Annotated in this window: 7 protein-coding genes; 5 read left to right on the top strand and 2 right to left on the bottom strand. The window is 75.0% G+C overall.

What is annotated here, in order from left to right; genetic code table 11:
* Positions 1–794, top strand: a 794-nt coding sequence (locus RI554_09825; GenBank protein ID MDR9392312.1) for a hypothetical protein, incomplete at its 5' end; no start/stop codon positions are given.
* 52 nt (positions 795–846) lie between these two features.
* Here RI554_09825 and RI554_09820 read toward each other — a convergent pair.
* Complete coding sequence (locus RI554_09820) at positions 847–2,187, bottom strand: glutamine synthetase family protein (protein ID MDR9392311.1); 1,341 nt, start codon at positions 2,185–2,187, stop codon at positions 847–849.
* A gap of 191 nt (positions 2,188–2,378) precedes the next feature.
* Positions 2,379–3,758 (bottom strand): FAD-dependent oxidoreductase, encoded by a 1,380-nt coding sequence (locus RI554_09815; GenBank protein ID MDR9392310.1) that lies wholly within the window; start codon positions 3,756–3,758, stop codon positions 2,379–2,381.
* Between the two features lie 127 nt (positions 3,759–3,885).
* Between RI554_09815 and RI554_09810 the strand changes: the two genes are divergently transcribed.
* The 4 genes from RI554_09810 to RI554_09795 form a co-directional block, all read left to right on the top strand.
* On the top strand, positions 3,886–5,139 hold the full coding sequence (locus RI554_09810; protein MDR9392309.1) for an aspartate kinase: 1,254 nt from the start codon (positions 3,886–3,888) through the stop codon (positions 5,137–5,139).
* 3 nt (positions 5,140–5,142) lie between these two features.
* Positions 5,143–5,439, top strand: a complete 297-nt coding sequence (locus tag RI554_09805; GenBank protein ID MDR9392308.1) for a hypothetical protein — start codon at positions 5,143–5,145, stop codon at positions 5,437–5,439.
* Between the two features lie 60 nt (positions 5,440–5,499).
* A complete protein-coding gene (locus RI554_09800; protein MDR9392307.1) occupies positions 5,500–6,246 on the top strand; it encodes an electron transfer flavoprotein subunit beta/FixA family protein in 747 nt (248 codons plus the stop codon).
* The coding region (locus RI554_09795) for a hypothetical protein (GenBank protein ID MDR9392306.1) at positions 6,243–6,800 on the top strand (558 nt) is incomplete at its 3' end. The genes RI554_09800 and RI554_09795, both read left to right, overlap by 4 nt.

Here is a 6,800-nt window from a genome sequence, read left to right as displayed (position 1 = left end):
CGGCCTCCGAGCCGTCCTCCGAGCCGACCTCCGATCCGGTCCTCCCCTCGGGTCCCGCCCCCACCACCGCGGCGGCCGCGGGCCGGACGGCGCGCCTCGATCGGGCGGCGCTCGAGGCGGCCTGGGCGCGCGTGCCGGCCGATGCGGGGACGCCCGGGGCCCCGTGGCGGCGTGCCTTCGCGTGGGCGTCGGCGTGGACGGATCCGCTCGGCATCGTCGACGCGCTCGACCTGGCGCGCGCCGTCGGGCGCCTCGAGGCCGGCGACCTCGCGGTCGAGGCGCGGCAGGACGACGGACCCCCCGACGGTCCGGACGCCGAACGCCGCGGGTCGGTCGAGGGGGGTCCGCGGCCGGCGGCGCCCGCCGGGTCGGGCGGCGTCGCGGGGCGGGCGGCCCCGGTGGACCCGGCGGCCGACGTGGAGGACGCCGACCTGCCCTCGGCGGCGTGGGGGGCGGCCTGGCGGACGTTGCTGGCGCGCGACGCGTCGGGCCCCGCCGACGGGGAGGGGCGCTACGCCGCCGACCTGCTCGCGGCGGCGGAGGACGCCACCCTGCGCGAGGTGGGGTTCGGGGTGCATGCCCACGGGGGCGTCACCTGGTTCCGGCGAGAGGGCCTCCGCGGCTGGACGGCGGCGTGGTTGGCGGCGCGCGCGGTGGCCGGCGACCCGCCGGCGGCGTTGGCGCGCGGCCGCGCCGCGGCCGACGCCGCGGAACGCGCCAGCGGCTACGACTGGGAGGCGCTCACCGCCTGGGCGCGACGGCGGGTGGCGACGGAGGGCCGGCCCCCCACGTGACGCGCGGCGGCCGAGGGTCGGCCGCCGCGCGGGACGGGAGCTGGAGGACGCCTCAGTACTCGTCGAGGTAGGTCTCGAGCTCCCAATCGTGCACTTCGATGCGGTAGTCCTCGTACTCCGCGGTCTTCGCGGCGACGAAGTGGTCGGCGATGTGCTCGCCGAGCGCCCCGACCATCGCCTTGTCCTTCGAGAACGCCGAGACCGCTTCGCGGAGGGTGGGCGGCAGCTCCTTGATCTTGTGGCGGCGCCGCTCGCGGACGCTCATGTCGAAGATGTTGCGCTGGATGGAGGGCGGCGGCACGAGCTTGCGTTCGATGCCGTCGAGGCCGGCGGCGAGCATCACCGCGAGCGCCAGGTACGGGTTGACGGTCGGGTCGGGCATGCGGAGTTCGCAGCGGGTGCCGACGCCGCGCCGGGCGGGGATGCGGATCATGGCGCTGCGGTTGGAGGCGGACCAGGCGATGTTGGTCGGGGCCTCGTACCCGGGCGTGAGGCGCTTGTAGCTGTTCACCGTCGGGTTCGTCACCGCGACCATGCCGGCGGCGTGGTCGAGCAGGCCGGCGATGAACGACAGTGCGGTGTCGCTCAGTTGCAGGTCCGCCTTCGGGTCGAAGAAGGCGTTCGTGCCGTTCTTGAACAGCGACAGGTGCGTGTGCATGCCCGAGCCGTTGATCCCCGAGGCGGGTTTCGGCATGAAGGTGGCGTGCAGGCCGTGGTTTCGCGCGATGCGCTTGACGACGTAGCGGAACGTCGCGATGTTGTCGGCGGTCGTGAGGGCGGGTCCGTACTTGAAGTCGATCTCGTGCTGGCCGGGGGCGACCTCGTGGTGCGCGGCCTCGATCTCGAAGCCCATCTCCACGAGTGCGTTCACCATGTCGCGGCGGGCGTCCTCGCCGCGGTCGACCGGGGCGAGGTCGAAGTACCCGGCCGCGTCGTGCGTGTCGGTGGTGGGGCTGCCGTCGGGGTGCAGCGTGAACAGGAAGAACTCCGGTTCGGGGCCGGCGGACAGGTCGTCGAACCCGAGCTTCTTCAGTCGCTCGATCTGCCGCCGGAGGGCGTAGCGGGGGTCGCCCTCGAACGGCGTGTCGTCGGGGTTGGCGATGTCGCAGATGAGGCGCGCGACCTTCCCGCGTCCGGCGCCCTCGACGAGGTCCGGCATCACCAGGTAGGTGTCGAAGTCCGGCTTGAGGAGCATGTCCGACTCTTCGATGCGGGTGAAGCCCTCGACCGACGAGCCGTCGAACATCAGTTCGCCGTCGAGCGCCTTTTCGAACTGCGAGGTGGGCACCTCGATGTTCTTGTTGTGCCCGAGAATGTCGGTGAACTGCATGCGGAGGAAGGTGACGTTCTCGTCCTTGAGGTTCTTCAGGATCTTCGCGCGGGTCCATCCCATGGGTGGGGCCTCCTCGGTGGGGTCGACCGGACGCCGAACGGGGTCGGCGCCGAGTCGTCGAGGAATCATACGGGCGGACCGAATCATTTGCAAGCGCCACCATGCACGTTTCGGGGCCAAAAAACGCGTTCGGGCCCCTCGAGGGTGCAGGGCGTGCAAGAAAAACGCGCCGAACGGCACGCGTCAGGCGTTCACGACGCGTCGGTGGTCCGCTCCGCCGCGGCCAGCATCGCGGCGCGCGAGGTGACCTTCACCCGGGGGCGCCCCGCCGCCTCGCCCGCCGCGCGCTCCACGGCGTCCAGGGCGTACCATCCGTCGGCGTCGACCCAGCGCACCCCGCGCGCCTCCAGCAGCGCCGGAACGGCGCCCTCCGAGGCGTCCTCGGGCGGCACCCGGTGCGGATCCTGCAGCAGCGCCTCGACGGTATGCACCGCATCGGGCTTGTTCGTCCCGATGACGCCGCTCGGACCGCGCCCGATCCAGCCGCAGACGTACAGCCCCGACACCGGCGTGCCGTCCTCGTGCGTCACCTGATCGCCGTCGCTGGGGATCACGCCGCGCTTCGCGTCGAACGGCACGCCCGGGATCGGCACCCCGCGGTAGCCGACCGACCGCAACACCAGGTCCGCCCCGAGCGTCTCCTCCTCGCCGGTCGCCACCGCCGCCAGGTAGCCGTCGCGGTCCTCCAACCGGTTGCGCTCCACGATCATCTGGTGCACGCGGCCGTCGCGCCCCAGCAGGCGCGTGGGGGAGACGAGGAAGCGGAGGCGCAACGTCCGCGGTTTGCCGGCCGGCGGCGTCGCCGCCGCCTCGCGCAGGAACGCCAGGTTCCGCGCGGTCGCGGCGTCGGCCTCCACCGCGCGCCGCGACGCCGCGTCGAGCTCCAGGTCGGCCGGGTCCACCGCGAGGTCGGCGTGCGCGAGCGCGCCGAGCTCGCGCAGCTCCTTCGTCGTCCACTTCGCCTGCGCCGGCCCCCGCCGACCCAGCATCGTCACCGTCTCGATGCGGCTCTCCGCGAGCGCGTCGAGGGCGTGGTCCGCGACGTCGGTCCCGCGCAGTTCGTCCACCGACTTGGCCAACACCCGCGCGACGTCCACCGCCACGTTGCCGACGCCCACCACCACCGCGTGCCGCCCCGAGAGGTCGGGCGTCCGGTCGGCGTAGTCGGGATGGCCGTTGTACCAGGCGACGAACTCCGTGGCGGACAGGCTGCCCTCCAACGCCTCGCCGTCGATGCCGAGCGACCGGTCGCTCGACGCGCCGACCGACAGGACGACCGCGTGGGTGCGGGCGCGCAGTTCGTCGACGCTCACGTCGCGCCCCACGTCGACGTTGCCGAAGAACCGGACGCGCGGGTCGCGCAACGTCGCGTCGAACGTCCGCGTGACCGCCTTGATCTTCGCGTGGTCCGGAGCGACGCCGTAGCGCACGAGACCGAACGGGGTGGGGAGGCGGTCGAACAGGTCGACGCGGACGTCGTCGCGGGCCTTCAGCAGCGCGTCGGCGGCGAAGAACCCGGACGGGCCGGCGCCGACGATCGCGACGGTCAGGGGGGTGGGGGCGGCGCTCATGGACCGGTTCTACCACGTCCAGCACGCGGTTCCCGCCACATCGTCGCGGGCCGGACGCGGCGCCGGGCGTGCGGGGGCGCCGGCGCCCCCACCCGCGCAGCGCGCCGGCGCGGTAGCGTCGGACCCCATGAGCGCCGCACCCCCCGACCCCCCGCACGTCTGGAAGTTCGGGGGCACCAGCGTCGGCGACCTCGAGCGCATCCGCAAGGTCGCCGGCCGCATCGAACGCGCCGTCGAGCGCGGAGGCCGCGTCGTCGTCACCGTCTCGGCGATGGGCCGCACCACCGACCGCCTCGTCGGCATGGCCCGCGACCTCGCCGACCGCCCCGACAAGCGCGAGCTCGACGCCCTCATGGCGACCGGTGAGACCCAATCGAGCGCCCTTCTGGCGGTCGCCCTCCGCGCGCTCGGCGTGCCCGCCCGCTCGCGCAGCGGAGCGCAGGCCGGCTTTCGCGTGAGCGACCTGCACGGCGAAGCGCGCATCACCGAGGTCGACCCCCGCCGCGTCCTCGCGGACCTCGACGAGGTCCCCGTCGTCGTGGTCGCCGGCTTCCAGGGCGCCACCCCCGCCGGCGACGTCGCGACCCTCGGGCGGGGCGGGTCGGACACCACCGCCGTCGCTCTCGCTGCGGCGCTCGGCGCGCCCACGTGCGAGATCTTCACCGACACCGACGGGGTCTACACGACCGACCCGCACCGCGTCCCGAACGCCACGCGGCTCGAGACGATCGACTACGACGAGATGCTCGAACTCGCCCAACTCGGCGCGAAGGTGCTGCACCCCCGCGCGGTCTGGTACGCCCGCACGTACGGCGTGGAGGTCCACGTCCGCAGCAGCTTCTCCTACGCGCCCGGCACCCGCGTCACGGCGCACCCCCGCGAGGAGGCCCGCATGATCCGCGAGAACCCCGTCACCGGCGTCGCGCTCGACGCCCACCACGCCCGCATCGACCTCGTCGGCCTGCCCGACGCCCCCGGCGTCGCCGCCCGCCTCTTCGGCGCGCTCGGCGACGCCGGCGTCTCGGTCGACATGATCATCCAGGGCGTCCCCGGCGAGGACGCCAGCCGCCAACAGATGGCCTTCACCGTCGACGAGGACGTCGTCCCCGACGCCCTCGACGCCGTCCAGCCGGTGCTGGACGAGATCGGGGGTCGCGCCGACGCCAGCGAGGACGTCGTCAAACTCTCGATCGTCGGCGTGGCGGTCGGGTCGACGCCCGGCGTCGCGGGCCGCATGTTCGACGCCGTCGCGTCGGTCGGCGCGAACATCGTCATGGTCGCCACCAGCGAGGTGCGCGTCTCCGTCGTGCTACCCGCCGCGTACGCCGACGACGCGCTCGCCGCGGTCCACCACGCCTTCGGCCTCGAAGGCGACGCCTGAGGGATGTACGGGGGCGCGCGCGTCGAGCAGGTGTTCGTGGAACGCGACGGCGGCCGCTGGAGCGTCCGACTCGTCCTCGAGGACCCCGCCGGCGCCCGCCGGCGCGAGACGCTGCCCACCCCCGCCGACGGACCCGAAGCGGCCCTGGACGTGCTGGCGCGCCACCTGGCGCGCCGCGGCGACGTCGACGGGTTCGTCCGCCTCCGCGTGCGCCTGGCGCGCGGCGGCGACCTCGAGGACCGGCCCGCGTGGGGCGAGCGCCTGCGCGCGGCGTACGCCCGCGAACGCGGCGACCCCTGACGCCGCCCCCCGCCGCCCATCCGGTTTGGTACCGTTCCCCCACACGAAAGGGAGGCACCCATGAAGATCGTGACGGTCGTGCGTCGCGTCCCCGACGTCGAAGCCCGCGTGGAGGTGGCGGACGACGCCGTCTCCGTGTCCGGAGCGGCGTGGGGGCTCGACGGAATGGACGAGTACGGCGTCGAGCAGGCGCTTCGCATGCGGGAAGGGGGGCTGGACGCGGAGGTCGTCGCGCTCGCCGTCGGGCCCGACGCGACCGAGGAGGTCCTACGGACCGCCCTCGCGATGGGCGCCGACCGCGCCCGGCTGCTGCGCACCGACGGAGCGGAGGCCGGCGACGTGCTGGCGGAGGCGAACCTCCTCGCCGACGTCCTCCGCGACGAAGCGCCCGACCTGGTCCTGACCGGCGGGAAGCACGCCGACACCGACAGCGCGGCGCTCGGTCCGGCCCTCGCCGAACACCTCGGCTGGCCGCTGGCCGACTGGACGACCCGCCTGGAGCTGGACGGCACCACCGTCCGGGCGGTGCACGACGGCGACGCCGGCCCCGAAACCCTCACGTTCGCGCTGCCCGCCGTCGTCACGACGCAGCAGGGCCTCGCGGAACCGCGCTACCCGACGCTGCCGAACATCATGAAGGCGAAACGCAAGCCGCTCGACGTGGCCGACGCGCCGACCCCCGCGTCCGGCACGCGCGTCACCGCCCGGGCGCCCGAACAACGCGCGCGGGCGCGGCGCCTCCTCGACGGGCCGCTCGAGGCGCAGGCGCGCGAACTGGCGCGCGTCCTGCGCGAGGGGGCGGCGTGAGCGGCGCCGTCCTCGTCCTCGTGCCCGGCGACGGGGGGACGCCCACGCGGGCGGCGTTGCAGGCCACGACCGCCGCCCGCGCCCTCGCCGAGGCGCTCGGGGCGCCGCTCGAGGGCGTCGCGACCCCCGACGTCGCGGACGCCGCGAGCGCCTACCTGCCGCACGTCCACCGCGTCGCCGCCCCACCGCACCCGGGCGCCTGGACCGGCGTCCTGACGTCCGTCCTGGCGGCCCGCGACGCCGCCGCGCTCGTCCTCCCCGCCACCCGCAGCGGGGCCGCGGTCGCGCCGCGCGTCGCGGTGCGGAGCGGCGGCGCGCTCCTCGAGGACGTCGTGACGCTCGGCGTCGACGACGGCGCCGTGGTGGGCGACCGACTGGCGCAGCTGCAACGCGTCCGCGAAACGACGCGCGCCGCCGCCCACCCGGTCGTCGTGACACCGAAGGTCGGCGGCTTCGCGCCGGCCGACCCGGCCGCCACGCCCGGCCGCGTCGAGGACCTCGCGGTGCCCGGCGACCCCGCCGACGCCGGCGTCACCGTGGAGCGCACCGACGGG

Source organism: Trueperaceae bacterium (assembly GCA_031581195.1).
In the GTDB taxonomy this organism is placed as follows: Bacteria; Deinococcota; Deinococci; order Deinococcales; family Trueperaceae; genus SLSQ01.
This window is presented reverse-complemented; position numbering and strand designations above follow the sequence as displayed.

What these genes read in the sequence shown, in the direction of transcription:
- RI554_09810 (MDR9392309.1), top strand. Translation starts at nt 3,886, where the DNA reads ATGAGCGCCGCACCCCCCGACCCCCCGCACGTCTGGAAGTTCGGGGGC.
- RI554_09800 (MDR9392307.1), top strand. Translation starts at nt 5,500, where the DNA reads ATGAAGATCGTGACGGTCGTGCGTCGCGTCCCCGACGTCGAAGCCCGC.
- RI554_09820 (MDR9392311.1), bottom strand. Translation starts at nt 2,187, where the DNA reads ATGGGATGGACCCGCGCGAAGATCCTGAAGAACCTCAAGGACGAGAAC.
- RI554_09815 (MDR9392310.1), bottom strand. Translation starts at nt 3,758, where the DNA reads ATGAGCGCCGCCCCCACCCCCCTGACCGTCGCGATCGTCGGCGCCGGC.
- RI554_09805 (MDR9392308.1), top strand. Translation starts at nt 5,143, where the DNA reads ATGTACGGGGGCGCGCGCGTCGAGCAGGTGTTCGTGGAACGCGACGGC.